Below are 13852 nucleotides of genomic sequence, written 5' to 3'. Positions count from 1 at the left end.
CACCGCCGCACCCGCACCGGCCGCCGCGCCGCCCGCCCAGGCCGGCAGATCACCGGAGAGGAAGAAGGCGGCCAGCCCGAGAATCAGCACCAGACCCGGCACGATGAAACACAGCCCGCCCACCAGCGCCCCGGCCGTGCCGCGCAAGCGCCAGGCGCAGAAAATGGCCAGCTGCGTGGACGCGGGGCCGGGCAGCAGGTTCATGGTCGCGATCGCGTCCTCGAACTCCGTGGCCCCGATCCAGCGCCGCCGCTCCACACACAGCTTGCGCAGCAGGGCGATATGGGTTGGCGGCCCGCCGAATCCGATACACCCGATCCGTCCCCATTCGCGCGCGATGGTCCCCAGGGGCACCGGCCCGCCCGGCACCGGCCCATCGGCCTCCGCACTCACACCCGCACTCCCTCACCTCACACCCGAACCGGACTCCGATCAGCGCAGACGCTAACAGCCGGGGCACGACCTCGCGCGCCACGGCGCGAAGACCACACGGCGGCCCCGGATTGCATGACGCGCCGCCCGCACGTCCTAATCCGTCTCGTCCGGATCGTCGCGCGGCGGCAGGAACGGCGGCTGGTCGGCGTCCTGTCCTTCCTCGATGCCGCGGCCACGCACCAGCTCGGCGTCGAAGGCCGCACCGAGCAGGACCGCGAGATTCGTCAGCCACAACCAGATCAGGAAGACCACCGCACCGCCCAGCGACCCGTACACCTGGTTGAAGGACCCGAAATGCGTCACGTACACGGTGAATCCGGCCGACGCCGCGGCCCACAGCAGCACCGCGAGCGCACTGCCCGGGGTGAGCCAGCGAAATCCGGGCTGCCGCACGTTCGGCGCCGCCCAATACAGCAGCGCGCACACCAGGCTCACCAGCAGGGCCAGCACCGGCCATTTCAGCAAGCCCCACAATCGCACCGCGGTATCCCCCGCCCCGAGCCACTCCCCCGCGCGCGCCGCCAGCCGCCCGGTGAACAGCACGCCCACCGCCGAGACCGCGACGACCGACACCGTCGCGAGGGTGAGTCCGAGCTGCAGCGGCAGCGTCTTCCAGATCGAGCGCCCCTCGTCCACCTCGTACAGCGAATTCGCGGCCCGGATGAACGCGCCGATGTACCCGGACGAGGTCCATACGGCGGTGCCGAGCCCGACGAATGCCATTGGGCCGGAATAGGATCGGGCATCCTGTAAGCGTTCGATGCCGTCCACCACGAGCGCGGTCCCGTTGCCCGGACCGATCTCGCGCACCGTGGCGATCAGCGAATCGGTCGCGCCGGGACCGAGCAGCCCGAGCACCGCGATCAGCACCAGCAGCGCCGGGAACAGCGACAGCACGCTGTAATACGTCAGCGCCGCCGCCCAATCGGTGAGCCGGTTCGTCCAGACCGCGAGCAGGACCCGCTTCGCCACTTCGCCCCAGCGCCGCCCGGGCAGCTCCGTCGGACCGGTTATCCGTCGCCGTACCATGGGCCCACCTCCGCGCTTCCCCGGCATACCCGCCCGTGACCGGCGGAAACTCGGGTTTTCCGGGCCGTATGGCTGCGAGTTTGCCGGGCCGTGCGGCGGGTACCGCCGCGATATCCGGCACAACCATCAGGAGGCACGCCATGCCGAAGGAATGGACGCGGAAGCAGGAGCGGCAGTACCAGCACATCAAGGATTCGGCCAAGGAGCGCGGCGAGAGCACCGACCGCGCCGAGGAGATCGCGGCGCGGACGGTGAACAAGAACCGGGCCCAGGCGGGGCAGACCAAGACCGCCAGCCGCAGCTCGGTGCAGGACAAGTCGCCGCAGCAGCGGGGCGGACAGCGCTCCGGGCGGCGCGGACCCAAGGGCCTGACCCGCGATCAGCTCTACAACGAGGCCCGCCAGCGCAATATCGAAGGCCGGTCCAAGATGACGAAATCCCAGCTCGCGCACGCGCTCGGCAAGGACTGAGCGGACGCGGCGGGTTTTCTTCCGTAACTACTGGGTATCGGCCGCAGTACGCGAATTTCATTGCCACGGTTGAGGAAGTAGACATGCCCAGTGAACCCGAAGCCCGGCCCGGACCTGCGAGCGGACGCCGCCGCGGCGGCGATTCGTACGACAATATCGAGCCCTGGCTGGACAAGCTCGCAGGTCTGGACGCCGACAGCGCCGAGTACGCGCGCTTGCGGAACGAGGTCATCGGCCGCTGCCTGCCGCTCGGTGAGCACATCGCGCGCCGTTATGCCGGACGCGGGGTGGACTTCGAGGATCTGAACCAGATCGCGGCGGTCGGCGTGGTGCTGGCGGTCGACCGGTTCGATCCCGGCAATGGCGCGACCTTCCTGGCGTACGCCATTCCGACCATCATGGGCGAGGTCAAACGCTACTTCCGCGACAGCACCTGGGCGGTGCGAGTGCCGCGGCGGCTCAAGGAACTACAGCAGCGGCTGACCACCGTCATCCCCGATCTGTCGCAGCGGCTTGGCCGGCAGCCCACCGCGCGCGAACTGGCCGAGGCGACCGGCGCGGAGCTGACCGAGATCACCCAGGCGCTCATCGCCGCGAACAGCTACACCACCGAATCCCTGGACACCCGAGCGGCTTTCGACGACGAGGGCGACAAGCCCCTGGCGCCGGTGGACGGTCTGGCGGCCGCGGACCCCGGCTACGACCTGATCGAGGACTCGATCACCGCCGGGCCGCTGCTGGCGGAGCTGCCCGAGCGCGAACGCGCCGTCCTGGTCATGCGCTACGGCCAGGACAAGACGCAGACGGAAATCGCTGCGGTGCTGGGTATTTCGCAGATGCAGATCTCGCGCATCCTGGCCCGGGTGCTGCGCGAGCTGCGGGAGCGGGCGCTCGAGCCCGCTCCGGCCCCGGTCACAGCATGCCGAAATCATCGGACAGGCCCGCGACGGCGAGCAGCCGCTCGACACAGTGCGAGCCGATGATCCACAGCGAGATATTGTGCGCGGCGGCGTAATCGCGCGCGTCCACCAGCGCGCGCAGGCCCGCGACGCCGAAGAAGGTGATCCGGGACAGATCGATGATGGCAGGTTCGCCGGAGCGCAGGGCGACGGCGAGCGCCGCCCGGAACTCGTCGACGGTCCGGATATCGATATCACCGGCGATAGCGCAGGTGGGGGTGGCGCCATTGCCGGTCACCCGGCTGGCGGATCGGAATTCGGTCATGATCAGGACCTCGGCCCATAGCGTGGCGCCCGCAACGGCGGTGCGCCGACGAATCGCCTCGTAGATCAAGCGCGAGACTGGGCAGACTGCTCAACCCTGCCCAAGGGGTGCCCGTTATCGGTCCGGTTCACACCTCCGGCGTGCCGGTGCGCGCGGATTGCCCGTGGTAGCCGCCGCCGGCGCGTGACGGGGTTCACCAGGCCGAGGTGATCCGGGCCAGGCAGGCGTCGACCACGTCGGCGGCGGAGTTCGGCGTATCGGCGGCCGCCCACAATTCGGTCGCCAGCCGGACCGCGGTATTGGCCATGGCGGCGGCGAGCGCGACATCGAGATCGTCGGCGGGCCGGCCGGTACGGGCCGCGATGATGGGAATGAGCTGGGTTTCGCAATCGTGCTGGACGCGCAGCCAGGTGGCGCGCAGCGCGGGCAGCTGGGTGGCGGCCCGGACCAGCGGGCGCAGCCGGGTTTCGGCGATGCCCTCGGCGGCCAGGGTGCCCGCGGTGGCGGCGCGGTAGGACCGGCTCAGGGCCTCGCGCAGCGGGAGTTCGGGCGGGCAGGCGGCCAGTTCGTCCGCCCAGGCCTGGGTGCCGATGGCCAGCAGCGGCGCGACCACATCCTCCTTGCCCGCGAAATAGCGGTAGAAAGTACGCAATCCCATCCCGGCGGCGGCCGCGATCTCCTCGACCGTCGTTGCGGCATAGCCGTTTTCGATGAACAGGTGCGCCGCGACCATCGCCACTTCGCGGCGGGTGGCGGCGCGGCGGGTCTCGCTGAGCGCCGGCCGCCCGGCGCGATTTCGCTCGCTGCTCACCCGGGCACCTTACCGAGGCCGAAAGATTTCATGGCGCGCCGTGCCATTTTTGGCATACTGTGTCATTAACTAGTTCCACCGATCAGGAAGAGATCCATGAACCGTCTCGAGCAGCGCCGCATTCTGGTCACCGGCGCCGGATCCGGCATCGGCCAGGCCACCGTTCTCCGTCTGCTGTCCGAGGGCGCGATCGTCGCCGGCGCGGACGTCAATGCCGAGGGCCTGGAACTGACCCGCAAGCAGGCCGCCGAGGCGGGCACCGACGGCCGGCTGACCACCCTCGAAATGAACATCGGCTCGGAGTCCGACGTGGTCGCGGGCGTGGCGAGCGCCGTCGAATCGCTCGGCGGGCTGGACGCATTGGTGAACGCGGCGGGCATCCTGCGCGCGGCGCACACCCACGAGACGTCCCTGGATCTGTGGAATCAGATCATCAATGTCAACCTCACCGGCACGTTCCTGGTGATCCGCGAGGCGCTGCCCGCGCTGCTGGCCAACCCGCGCAGCACGGTCGTCAATTTCTCTTCCACCTCGGCCAATTTCGCGCACCCGTACATGGCCGCGTACTCGGCGAGCAAGGGCGGCGTGCAGACGCTGACCCATGTACTGGCCCTGGAGTACGGCAAGCAGGGGCTGCGCGCGGTCAGCGTCGCGCCCGGCGGCATCAAGTCCGGCATCACCGACGCCACTCCCGGCTATCTGCCGCAGGATTCGGACTGGTCGCTGTTCGGCCGGCTGATCGCCGTACTGCCGCAGGACAATCCGGAGGAACTGGCCGGGCCGGAGAACGTGGCGGGCGTCATCGCCATGCTGGTGTCCGACGACGGCCGGTTCATCAGCGGCACCGAGATCCGCATCGACGGTGCGGCACACACGTAGCAATTCGACCGCGGCAATACCCGAGGCCCCGACCGGAATTCCGGCCGGGGCCTGGCCCTCACCGCTCAGCCCGCGGCGCCGACCAGCTCGGACTCCGCACCGCGCAGAATGCCCTCGGCGGTGCCCGCCGGCCATTCCAGTGCGGTGTCCAGCTTGGCCAGCACGTCCTCGGCCGGGGATTCCATCAGGCAGCGTTCGATCTGGCTGACGGCGCCGGCGGCCGGACCGCCCTTGCGCGCCACATCGGCCTGCGTCCAGCCGTTTTCCTTCCGCCGCGCCTTCACACGCTCGGACAGCGCCTTGATGTCCGGCTCTCCCGCGACCGCCGCGGCGGCCTGCGCGGGTGCGGCCGCCGGGGCCGCCGCCGCGACCGGTTCCGCCTGCGCCACGACCGGTTCCGGCTGCGCCCGCACGGCCTCCTGCGGCCGCGTCTTGCCGGAAGTCAGCAGCCCCTGCGTGATGAGCCTGGACCGCTTCCGCCTACCCATTTTCGCCATACACCGCTCCTCGATCCACAATCCCAGCCTTCGCTGAAGCACCGGATAGGTTGCCACAAGTTCGCGAGAATCCTCGATCATGCCCGAGTGTCGGCGCGCCACGCCGACCGATCCGGACGACCGCCCACCCCGTTTCCACTCGTCGTGGCGCGGCTCGGCTCCCGCGAGGACACTGGTCGGTAGCGCCGAATCAGTTGCGGGAGAAGATGCGATGGCAACCAACGGACCGTTCGGGATCGACCCCGAGGACTTCGAACGCGCCCTGCGCGAGGCGGGCATCGAAATGCGTGACCTGCTCGGCAAGGCCGCCCAGTACGTGGACCGCACCAGCCTCAACACCCTGGCCGGTCTGCTCACCCAGTTCACCCAGCCCGAAAGCCCCAGAACGGCCAAACCGGAAGGCGATACCGCCGGTGAATCCGGCAGCGGAGTCTGGGCCATCTACACCCTCGACGCCGACGGCAGCGCCCGGGTGGATCAGGTCTTCCCCAACGAACTCGAAGCCCTGCGCGCCCATCGCGACAATACCGACGCCACGCGCCGCGTCCGCTTCCTGCCCTATGGCGTCGCAGTGAGCGTGCTCGACGCGACCTAGCCCGCGATCACCGACCGCGGAATCGGCTGCCACGTGAAATCCACAGCGAGGCAGAGGTTTTCGCGGGCGTCAGGTTCAGAGCAGTCCGCTGCTGCGGGCGGCGCCGAGGACCGCCACGCGCGAGTTGGTGCCGAGTTTGGCGTAGATGGCGCGCAGGTGGGTTTTGACGGTGTTGATCGAGACGCCGAGGTCGTCGGCGATCTGCTGCATGGTGCGGCCAGAGGGCAACTGGCGCAGCACTTTCAGTTCGGTGCCGGTCAGGGTCGAGTGGCCGGTGCGGCGGCGGGCCAGGGGGTGGTGGCGCAGGCGGGTGGCGAAGGCGTCGTAGCGGCCGAAGCTGCCGGTGAAGCGGTCCAGCAGGGTCAGGGCGCCGGGCACTTCCAGGAAGGGGCGGGCGATGCGTTCGGCGGCGGCCTGCCGCAGGCCGTGCTCCACGCCGTCGCGGGCGCGGGTGACATCGTCGAGGGCGTGATGGGCGGCCGCGTGCAGTAGCCAGGCGGTCACCCGATGCACCGGATGCAGCGGCACCTCCTCCGCCAGGACCGGGTCGACGAGTTCGAGCACGCCGCGCGAGCGGTGCGCGGTTTCGGCGAGAGCGGCTCGGGCAATGGCGATTTCGGGGGAATCGCCGAGTGCGGTGCGGCTCTGTTCGATCAGCAGTTGCGCCTCGTAGGTTTCGCGCACGCGCAGCAGCGGCCACACCACCAGGGCGATGAGCCCGGCGCTGGTGGCCGGGACCGGGCTGGTGTCCAGGACGCGAACGAAGCTGTGCCGCAGGCGATCCGCCGCTTCGATCTTGTTGTCGGCGGTGTCGAAGGCGACCAGGCTGCCGATCAGATGGGCCTGCCAGCCGCCGGTCGCGCCGAGCGAGCCGTCCAGCAGCGTGTGTTCGGCGAGAGTCCGTGCGATGGCCTCGTTTTCGGCCGGATCGCCCTGCACGTAGGCGCCGAAGGCGGCGAGGGCGGTGGCCTGCACGGCTTCCGGGGTGTCGAGCAGCGCGTGCGTGCGCGCCAGTTCGAGCGCGTGCTCGGCGCGCTGCCGGGTGGTGGTGACGGCGCCCGCGAGGGCCGCGGACACGCTGAGCCGGGTGAGGGCGCGCACGCGCAACCGCGGTTGCGCGCTCAGCTCGGCCACCGCCAGGCCCTGCCGCAGCCGCTCCTCCCCCGCCGCGAGATCGCCGCGCACGACCAGGGCGGTGGCGGTCTCGATGCGCGCGTACCCATCGAGATCGGCATGCCCGGTGGCGGGCAGGGCGTCGGCGACGAATCGGTCGTCCAGGGCGAGTCCCGTGGTCACCGCCAGCTCGCAGGTGACCGCGGCGGCCAGGGCGGTGCGCATTTCGGCGCTCGCGAGGGATTCCTGATCGTCCGGGCGCTCGCGCATGGCCTCGAAATGGGCGCGCGCCGCGCCGGTGTCACCGTGGACCAGGGCGTCGACCACGCGCAGCCACCGCAGATACGGATCCGCGGGCAGCGCCGGATCGATGGCCGTCAGCGCTTCGAACAGGCTGGCGCCGTGCCCGCTGATGGTCAGGTGCAGCGCGTGCTCGCGCAGGAATGCCAGCAGCGGTTGCCGATTCGGCATGGCGAGCACATGCGGCAGCGCGGCCTCCGGTTCCCGCGTGGATTGCAGGTGCAGTGAGGTCCGCAGATGCAGTTCCGCCGCCAGGTCCGGGCCGAGCCGGTCGAGTTCGGCGCGGAAGTAGGCGCGCAGCATCGGGTGGTAGGCGAACCGGATCTCGGTGCCGCGCACCACCGAGGTGAGCGGAAAGTTCGACCGTTCCAGTTCCTGGAGCCGATGCCCGGCCCCGCCGCCGACCAGTTCGTCGGCGAGCTGTTCGGTGAATTCGGCCGGGACGCTGGTGTAGGTGAGGAACATGCGCAGGTCCGGGGACAGGGTGTCGATCAGCTCGGCGGCCAGCAGGTCCGCGATCGAGGCAGGCAGCCGGGCCAGGGCGGTGAGCGCGGCGGCCGAATCGTCCTGCCGCGCAGTCAGATACACGGCGGACAGCCGGACCAGCGCGGGCCAGCCGCGGGTGAGCTCCAGCAGTGTGGCCAGTTCGGCGTCCGCGAGTTCGCAGCCCTGATCGCCGCACAGCCGCCGGGTTTCGGCGGCCGAGAACGCCAGATCGATCGCGCCCCAGCGCCGCAGCCGCGCGGACAGTTCCAGCAGATGCCAGCGGATGGGCGGTTCGAAGCGCCCGGCCACCACGATCATGACGGTCGGCGGCGCGTGCAACAGCAAGTGTTCGACGGCGGCCAGCGTCGGCGGGTCGGTGATCAGATGCGCATCGTCGAGGACGATCAGGGCCCGCTCCCCGCATTCGGCCAAGGCCCCGGCGAGTGCGTCCGCAGCCGCGAGCGGCGTGTCGAACGGACCGTGCGCGGGATTCACGAACCCCAGCCGGGTACGCAGCTGCTGCCAGAGCGTCGCCGGCGACTGCTGATCCACCGTGAGCCAGGCGACCCGCCGACGCGCACCGCGCTGCCGCCGAGCACGCGCCGCCCATTGCGCCAGTACCGCGGTTTTCCCGGTTCCGACCGGCGAGCGAACAAGCAGCACACTGCCATCCGGGGTTTCCGCCACCGCGTCCAGCTCATCCAGCAGATCCCGCCGGGGAATCGGCGCGAATGCCAGGCGTGGAATTCCCGCGTCATCGGACAGTGAATTCCACCGTCTTTCCAGGAATTCGAGATCGTGTGCTTCCGTCATCGCCCCTCCCGATTTCCATCGACGAACTTCGACCGCGCTCGATTCCCGGAGTTTAGCGGAGCAAACTACTCGAATTGTGAAAGCCGGAGAATCTTTTTCCCCGGGCTCACCCGAAACGGGCGATGGTCATCCCCGCGCCACCGGCGAATACTCGCCGTGAGCCGTGTCGCCCACGCGGCCGTCCCGAAGGGAGACACGGCGATGGCCTCCGATGCGACGCCCGGCACCGGCCCGATCCCGCGGCCCGCAACCTGGTCGATTCCGCGCGGGCTCATCGTGCTGCCGGCCGCCTACGCCATCGCGCTCGACCTGCCGGGCAAGACGCTCAGCGGTCTCACCGGCATCCTGTCCGATCCGAAAGCCGTTCTGCTGGATACAGATCCGTCGACACGCTGGGTCAGCGCATTGATCAGTACCGCTCCGCAACCGACACCACGGAGGTAGGAAAATGTCGTTCTGGGAAGTGCTCTGGCTGATTATCGTGAGCTTCGCCTTCATCGCGTATCTGCTGTTGCTGTTCTACATAATCGGCGACCTGTTCCGCGATGACGCCACCTCCGGCTGGATGAAGGCGGTGTGGATCGTATTCCTCATCTTCCTGCCGATCCTCACCTCCCTGGTCTACCTCGTCGCCCGCGGCAAAGGCATGCAGGAACGCTCCACCGCGCAGGCCAAGCAGATCCGGGAAGCCCAAGCCGCATACATTCAGCAAACCGCCGGAACCAACCCCTCGGCGCAGATCGCCCAAGCTCAGCTCCTACTGGCTGAAGGCACCATCACCCAGCAGGAGTTCGATCAGCTGAAGGCCAAGGCCCTGGCCTGAACGGAATCAGTGCTCCAGATCGGCGGTCGCGGCGGCCACGGTGGGATACACCCGGATGGACCGGTCGCCGCGGTCCGCGCTGTGCAGGGCGTCGCCGAACTGGCCGACGGAGCGAGCGATACGGAAGTCGATTCGTTTGCGCGCCAAGCTGTCTCGTAGCTGATCGAGCATCTCGGCGGCGCTGACGTCAATGCTCGGCGAGGTTTCGGCGTCGAGCACGACCAGGCGGGTGCGATCGGTGCACAGCTGCTCGATCCGCTCGCGGACGTAGTCGGCATTGGCGAAGAACAGCCCGGATTCCACCCGCACCACCAGCAGGTCGTCGCGGCGCGGCAGGTCGGGGTGCTGTTCGGCGTCCAGCCACAGCGTGCCGTGCCGGGCGAGAGCGGCCACATGCGGCTGGGAGGCGCGATACACCAAGAGCACCATGGAGATTCCGATGCCGATGAGCAGTCCGGGCAGGGTGTCGAACAGCAGCACGCCGAGCATGGCGGCGAGGGCGGCGGTGAAATCGGCGCGGGCGGCGCGGCCGTAGATGCTGCCCAGCCGGGCGGTCCAGACCTGGTAGAGGCGGCGCAGCGCGGCGAAGTCGACGAGTTCGATCACCGCGGCGATCACCACACCGGCCAGGGTGGCTTCGGGCAGCTTCTCGAACAGTCCGGTCAGGAACAGCAGGGTCAGCACGGTGAGCGCGGCGACCACCAGACCGCTGAGCTGGGTGCGCGCCCCGGCGGAACCGTTCACCGCGGTCTTGGAGAGACTCCCGTTGACGACCATGCCCGAGGCCAGCCCCGATCCCAGATTGGCCGCGCCCATGCCGAACAGTTCCCGGTTGGGGTCGATGCTGTAACCGGCTTTGGCCGCATAGGTTTTGGCCGCGCCGAGCCCTTCCGCGAACCCGATCAGCAGCACGCCGACCGCGGGGCCGAGCAGATCGATGTAATCGTGGAAGCTCACCCCGGCCGGCAGGCCGAGGGCGGGCAGACCGGCATCGATATGGCCGACGATCGCGACGCCGTGCTCGTCCAGATGCAGCAGCCGCACCGCGAGAATGCCCAGCAGCACCGCCAGCAGCGAGCCGGGCACCAGCGGCAGCCACCGCTTCAGCCCGACCACGATGGCCAAGCTGACCGCGCCGACAAGCGCTGTGCGCCATTGCGTTTCACCCAGGTGGGTGAGCACGCCCCACGCCTGTTCGAAGAAATCGCCGGAATGCTTGCCGATGCCGAGCAGTTTCGGCACCTGCCCGATGATGATGGTCAGGGCCAGCCCGACGATGAACCCCTTGAGCACCGGCTCGGAGATGAACGCCGCCACGAAGCCCAGCCGGATCAGCCCGGCCAGCAATCCCAGGACCCCCGTGGCAATCGCCAGCCCCGTGGAGAGCGCCAGGTAGCGCCCCGAATCGCTGCCCGCCAGCGGCGTGATGATGGCGGCCGACAGGGCCGCGGTCGCCGACATCGGCCCGACCACCAGGTGCCGGGAACTGCCCGCCAGCGCGTACAGCACCAGCGCCGGCACCGCCGCGTACAACCCGGTCACCGGCGGCACCCCGGCGATGGTGGCGTAGGCCAGCGCTTCGGGCACCAGCACCGCCCACACCGTCAGTCCCGCCAGCACGTCGGGCCACAGCCACGCCGTGCGATAACCCTGCAGCGATTCGAAAACCGGCCATCGGGCGCTCATTCGCTCACCCTAGGCCGACGGCCGCGCACCCGACCTCACCCCCGGTGGGTGAGGCGCGCCCGGGCCGGCGCCGCGAGCATCACCGCATGGCGCAAACAACTTCGAATCTCGGGCCCGTGGAGCTGGTGGTGATCGGATTTCCCGGCACCCAGCTCGATGTGAGCGTGCGGGCCGCGCTGCGGGACGTGGTCGATCGGGGGTATGTGACGGTGCTCGACCTGGTGTTCCTGTCCAAGGACGCCAACGGCTACATCACCGAGATCGATTTCGACGAGCCGCTCGACGAGCTCGGCCTCACCGGGCTCACCGGCAACGGCCGCGAACTGGTCAGCGATTCCGACCTCGAACCGATCCGCTCCACCATGCGCGCGGGCACCTCCGCCGTGGTGGTCGTGTACGAGGAGACCTGGGCCCGCAGCCTCGCCGACACCGTTCGCCGGGCCGACGGCGATGTCATCCTCCACGTCCAGGTCGACCGCGATGCCCTGGACGCCGCCCTGGCGTCATCGTAGGAAAGGTTGCCGCACATGATTCTTCGCAGAGCCCGTTTCGGCCGCCCCGGCCTGATCGGCACCGTGGCCCGTACCGCCGTGGTCGCGGGTACCGCCAGCGCCACCGCGAACGCCGTGAACCGCCGCTCCGAGCAGCGCGCCGCCGAGCAGCAGGCGTACGCCGAACAGCAGCAGGCCGTCTATTCCCCGCCGCCGCAACCGATCTCGCCGCCCGCTCCCCCGGCCGAGGATCTGGTGTCCCGCCTCGAACAGCTCGGCAAGCTGCACGCCTCGGGCGCGCTCACCGATGCCGAGTTCGCCGCGGCCAAGGCCCAGTTGCTCGGCTGACCCGTCTCGATAATCCCGTCGAAAGGAATCACGAATATGGCAGGCACCCTGACCGTTTGGAAGTTCCCCTCCGAAACCGGAGCCGAGACCGCACTGCACACCCTGAAGGAACTCCAGTCCGAGGAACTCATCACCGTCCACGATGCGGCCCTGGTGACCTGGCCGGCGGGCGCGAAGAAACCGAAGACCCGCCAGCTCAACAATGTCACCGGCTTCGGCGCGCTGAACGGCGCTTTCTGGGGGATGCTGTTCGGGCTGCTGTTCTTCGTGCCGCTGCTGGGCGCCGCTTTCGGCGCGCTCGGCGGGGCCATCGGCGGGGCGCTCACCGATGTCGGCATCGACGACGACTTCATCGACCGGGTGAAAAAGGAAGTCACGCCGGGCACTTCGGCGCTGTTCGCCCTCACCTCGGGCGCCGTCGCCGACCGCGTGCACGACCGGGTGGCCGGGCAGCACGGGCAGCTGATCGCGAGCAATCTCTCGGCCGAGCAGGAGGCGAAGCTGCGCGCGGCCTTCGCCGAGTGAACGGCTTTCGTTCAGCTGTCCCCGTCGATCGCCGCGAAGTGCCCGGTCAGGAGTTTCACCACCTGGCCGGGCGCTTCGTCGGGCAGCCAATGCGATACGCCGGGAACCACTTCGAACCGGAACGGCGCGTCGACGTATCGGCCCGAGCGGCGGGGGCCGTGCTCGAGGACCGCAGTGTCGCCGTCGCTCCACACCTGCAGCACCGGCACCCGTACGCGCCCGCGCAGGAATCGTGGCGAGGACAGCAGCATGCCCCGATACCAGTTCAAGCCGCCGCGCGCGATCACCTTGTCCCGCAGGCGATCCGAGTCCCGTCGCGCCACTTCCGCGGGCTGCCCGGTCTGTCGCAGCAGCCGCAGGAACAGCTCGGTCCGCAAGATTCTCTCCGGTAGCACCGGCAGCTGGAAGACGTACATGTACCACGACGCCAGGCCCTGCCGGGTGGTGAGCATCGACCGTACGAACGCTCCCGGGTGCGGCACCGAAAGCGCTGTCAGCGAGGCTATTCCGCCATGACCGGTGGTGGCCGCCGCCCAGGCCGCCGCCGCGCCCCAGTCGTGCCCGGCCACGTGCACCGGCCGCCCGATCTGCTCGACCATCGACACCACGTCGGCGGCGACCTCGTCGAGCCGGTACGCCCACCGCCGCCGCGGCGCCGCCGTTTTGCTCGCCCCGCGCAGGTCCGGCGCGAACGTCCGGTATCCGGCCTGATTCAACAGCTCCGCGACCTCGGCCCAGCTCCGCGAGTCCTGCGGCCAGCCGTGCAGCAGCAGTACCGGTTCCCCGTCGAGCGGCCCGGTATCCTGCACCGGAAAGACCAGCTCACCCCGCCGGAACACGGCGATCCGGCCCGGATCGCTCCACACGCCGTCCGGCTCACGATCGGATACATCGGTCATCGTCGACACCCGCACCTTCATTGGTCGCAGCAATACGGCTTCAGCGTGTCACACCCGATCAGTTTCTGCTACCTCCAGTCACACTAAACCGGTGGTGTGGCCGACCGCGCGGATCCGGCCGCTGCCGTCTCGGCGTCTCTGCGATACTCCTGGGGCTGTATACGGTGCGAAACATGATGGAGGAGTGGGTATGGGCGGGTTCACGGTGGCGGAAGCCAAGGCGGTTTTCGAGAAGGTCGACGTCAACGGGGACGGGTATCTGACCGTCGAGGAGTACACGCAGGCGGTGCAGGCGTACGGCTTCTCGTCCGAGGCCGCCAAGCAGGCCGCGCTGTCGATTCTGGCGAAGGCCGACCTGGACGGGGATCAGCGGATCAGCCTCGAGGAGTTCCTGACCCTGGTCAGCTGATCGGCGCTACCAGGGGCAC

General features: G+C 69.4%; 18 protein-coding genes. 10 read left to right on the top strand and 8 right to left on the bottom strand.

What is annotated here, in order from left to right; translation table 11 throughout:
- Window positions 1–393, bottom strand: a 393-nt coding sequence (locus tag NY1_RS38725; protein ID WP_233434677.1) for a chromate transporter, incomplete at its 3' end; no start/stop codon positions are given.
- 135 nt (window positions 394–528) lie between these two features.
- Window positions 529–1464 carry a YihY/virulence factor BrkB family protein gene (locus tag NY1_RS38720; protein ID WP_233434676.1) on the bottom strand — a complete coding sequence of 312 codons (936 nt, stop codon included), beginning with the start codon at window positions 1462–1464 and terminating at the stop codon, window positions 529–531.
- A gap of 140 nt (window positions 1465–1604) precedes the next feature.
- On the opposite strand from NY1_RS38720, the gene NY1_RS38715 reads away from it, so the two are divergent.
- Window positions 1605–1934, top strand: coding sequence for a plasmid stabilization protein (locus NY1_RS38715; RefSeq protein WP_067722521.1), 330 nt, complete (start codon window positions 1605–1607; stop codon window positions 1932–1934).
- Window positions 1935–2017: 83 nt separating this feature from the next.
- Window positions 2018–2917 carry a SigB/SigF/SigG family RNA polymerase sigma factor gene (locus NY1_RS38710; protein WP_067722519.1) on the top strand — a complete coding sequence of 300 codons (900 nt, stop codon included), beginning with the start codon at window positions 2018–2020 and terminating at the stop codon, window positions 2915–2917.
- Here the strand turns inward: NY1_RS38710 and NY1_RS38705 are convergent.
- Window positions 2847–3158 carry an STAS domain-containing protein gene (locus NY1_RS38705; protein ID WP_067722531.1) on the bottom strand — a complete coding sequence of 104 codons (312 nt, stop codon included), beginning with the start codon at window positions 3156–3158 and terminating at the stop codon, window positions 2847–2849. The genes NY1_RS38710 and NY1_RS38705 overlap by 71 nt on opposite strands.
- Before the next feature lie 193 nt (window positions 3159–3351).
- Window positions 3352–3969, bottom strand: a complete 618-nt coding sequence (locus NY1_RS38700; protein WP_067722517.1) for a TetR family transcriptional regulator — start codon at window positions 3967–3969, stop codon at window positions 3352–3354.
- Between the two features lie 96 nt (window positions 3970–4065).
- On the opposite strand from NY1_RS38700, the gene NY1_RS38695 reads away from it, so the two are divergent.
- Window positions 4066–4848: an SDR family NAD(P)-dependent oxidoreductase gene (locus NY1_RS38695; RefSeq protein ID WP_067722515.1), complete on the top strand. Its 783-nt coding sequence runs from the start codon at window positions 4066–4068 to the stop codon at window positions 4846–4848.
- 65 nt (window positions 4849–4913) lie between these two features.
- Here NY1_RS38695 and NY1_RS42455 read toward each other — a convergent pair whose 3' ends face one another.
- The gene (locus NY1_RS42455; protein ID WP_157762763.1) at window positions 4914–5345 is read right to left on the bottom strand and encodes a helix-turn-helix domain-containing protein; all 432 of its coding nucleotides are present in this window, start codon (window positions 5343–5345) and stop codon (window positions 4914–4916) included.
- Between the two features lie 211 nt (window positions 5346–5556).
- Between NY1_RS42455 and NY1_RS38685 the strand changes: the two genes are divergently transcribed.
- Entirely contained in the window at window positions 5557–5940 is a 384-nt protein-coding gene (locus NY1_RS38685; RefSeq protein WP_067722511.1) for an Rv0313 family protein, read from the top strand.
- A 75-nt stretch (window positions 5941–6015) separates the two neighbouring features.
- On the opposite strand, the gene NY1_RS38680 is transcribed toward NY1_RS38685, so the two are convergent.
- Window positions 6016–8652, bottom strand: a complete 2637-nt coding sequence (locus NY1_RS38680) for a winged helix-turn-helix domain-containing protein (RefSeq protein WP_067722508.1) — start codon at window positions 8650–8652, stop codon at window positions 6016–6018.
- 201 nt (window positions 8653–8853) lie between these two features.
- Between NY1_RS38680 and NY1_RS38675 the strand changes: the two genes are divergently transcribed.
- Together NY1_RS38675 and NY1_RS38670 are read left to right on the top strand one after the other, a co-directional pair.
- The gene (locus NY1_RS38675) at window positions 8854–9096 is read left to right on the top strand and encodes a hypothetical protein (protein ID WP_067722506.1); all 243 of its coding nucleotides are present in this window, start codon (window positions 8854–8856) and stop codon (window positions 9094–9096) included.
- Window positions 9097–9100: 4 nt separating this feature from the next.
- The gene (locus tag NY1_RS38670) at window positions 9101–9475 is read left to right on the top strand and encodes an SHOCT domain-containing protein (RefSeq protein WP_067722505.1); all 375 of its coding nucleotides are present in this window, start codon (window positions 9101–9103) and stop codon (window positions 9473–9475) included.
- Between the two features lie 6 nt (window positions 9476–9481).
- Here the strand turns inward: NY1_RS38670 and NY1_RS38665 are convergent, their stop codons facing one another.
- The gene (locus NY1_RS38665; protein ID WP_067722503.1) at window positions 9482–11161 is read right to left on the bottom strand and encodes a SulP family inorganic anion transporter; all 1680 of its coding nucleotides are present in this window, start codon (window positions 11159–11161) and stop codon (window positions 9482–9484) included.
- An 86-nt stretch (window positions 11162–11247) separates the two neighbouring features.
- Here NY1_RS38665 and NY1_RS38660 point away from each other — a divergent pair, with 86 nt between their 5' ends.
- From NY1_RS38660 to NY1_RS38650, 3 genes are read left to right on the top strand one after another with little or no spacing between them, the layout of a single operon-like run.
- Window positions 11248–11673, top strand: a complete 426-nt coding sequence (locus tag NY1_RS38660; protein ID WP_067722530.1) for a DUF6325 family protein — start codon at window positions 11248–11250, stop codon at window positions 11671–11673.
- Between the two features lie 15 nt (window positions 11674–11688).
- The gene (locus NY1_RS38655; protein ID WP_067722501.1) at window positions 11689–12000 is read left to right on the top strand and encodes an SHOCT domain-containing protein; all 312 of its coding nucleotides are present in this window, start codon (window positions 11689–11691) and stop codon (window positions 11998–12000) included.
- Between the two features lie 36 nt (window positions 12001–12036).
- Window positions 12037–12525 carry a DUF1269 domain-containing protein gene (locus tag NY1_RS38650; RefSeq protein ID WP_067722498.1) on the top strand — a complete coding sequence of 163 codons (489 nt, stop codon included), beginning with the start codon at window positions 12037–12039 and terminating at the stop codon, window positions 12523–12525.
- 11 nt (window positions 12526–12536) lie between these two features.
- On the opposite strand, the gene NY1_RS38645 is transcribed toward NY1_RS38650, so the two are convergent.
- Window positions 12537–13424 carry an alpha/beta fold hydrolase gene (locus NY1_RS38645; protein ID WP_067722529.1) on the bottom strand — a complete coding sequence of 296 codons (888 nt, stop codon included), beginning with the start codon at window positions 13422–13424 and terminating at the stop codon, window positions 12537–12539.
- Between the two features lie 190 nt (window positions 13425–13614).
- Here NY1_RS38645 and NY1_RS38640 point away from each other — a divergent pair, with 190 nt between their 5' ends.
- A complete protein-coding gene (locus tag NY1_RS38640) occupies window positions 13615–13833 on the top strand; it encodes an EF-hand domain-containing protein (RefSeq protein ID WP_067722495.1) in 219 nt (72 codons plus the stop codon).
- Window positions 13834–13852: the final 19 nt, after the last annotated feature.

Source organism: Nocardia yamanashiensis NBRC 100130 (genome assembly GCF_001613325.1).
In the GTDB taxonomy this organism is placed as follows: domain Bacteria; phylum Actinomycetota; class Actinomycetes; order Mycobacteriales; family Mycobacteriaceae; genus Nocardia; species Nocardia yamanashiensis.
This window is presented reverse-complemented; position numbering and strand designations above follow the sequence as displayed.